The organism is Mesorhizobium sp. M7D.F.Ca.US.004.03.1.1 (assembly GCF_003998635.1).
In the GTDB taxonomy this organism is placed as follows: domain Bacteria; phylum Pseudomonadota; class Alphaproteobacteria; order Rhizobiales; family Rhizobiaceae; genus Mesorhizobium; species Mesorhizobium loti.
This window is the reverse complement of sequence record NZ_RZQG01001527.1, coordinates 1-798: the sequence shown is the minus strand read 5'-3', so window position 1 is coordinate 798 and position 798 is coordinate 1. Positions and strand designations below refer to the sequence as shown.

General features: G+C 59.6%; 1 protein-coding gene. It reads left to right on the top strand.

Annotated elements, in window-relative coordinates:
- Nucleotides 1-179 precede the first annotated feature (179 nt).
- Nucleotides 180-798, top strand: a 619-nt coding sequence (locus tag EN935_RS38435; protein WP_127374368.1) for a polyphosphate kinase 2, incomplete at its 3' end; no start/stop codon positions are given.

Here is a 798-nt window from a genome sequence, read left to right as displayed (position 1 = left end):
GTGGCGGAAACTTCCACTGGGCCGGTTGCCGCATGACCCCGAACATCGGGAATCGATTTTCGGAAAGGATCATGCGCAAATTAAAAGTGCTACAGCGTCCTTTGCGCGTCCAAACGGACGCGCGGCGCTGTAGTGGCTCCCAATAGCATGAGTCCGGAAGCTGGAAAGGGTTCGTCTTGATGAAAAAAGCCAAGGAAAGTTCTGCCGCGCCGACTTCGGGGCCGCTGAAGATCAGGATCGACGGCAAGGAGCGGGAGTTCGACATCGAAAATCCCGTGCTTCCCGACTGGGTCGAGGACAACAAGCTGACCGCCGGCGGCTATCCCTACGACAAGAAGATGAAAAGCGACGAGTATGACGAGACGCTCGAGAAATTGCAGATCGAGCTGGTCAAGGCGCAGGCCTGGCTGCAGTCGACCGGCAAACGGGTGATGGCGCTGTTCGAGGGCCGCGATGCTGCCGGCAAGGGCGGCACGATCTTCGTGGTGCGCCAGTACCTCAACCCGCGCACGGCACGCAACGTGGCGCTGACCAAGCCGACCCCGACCGAGCTGGGGCAATGGTACTACCAGCGCTATGTCGACCATTTCCCGACATCGGGCGAATTCGTCACCTTCGACCGATCCTGGTACAACCGCGCCGGCGTCGAGCCGGTGATGGGTTTCTGCACGCCGCAACAGCACGAGCAGTTTCTCGAGGAGACGCCGCATTTCGAACGGATGATTTCCAACGAGGGCATCCACTTCTTCAAGTTCTGGCTGAACATCGGCCAGGAAACGCAGCTCGAGCGCTTTCACG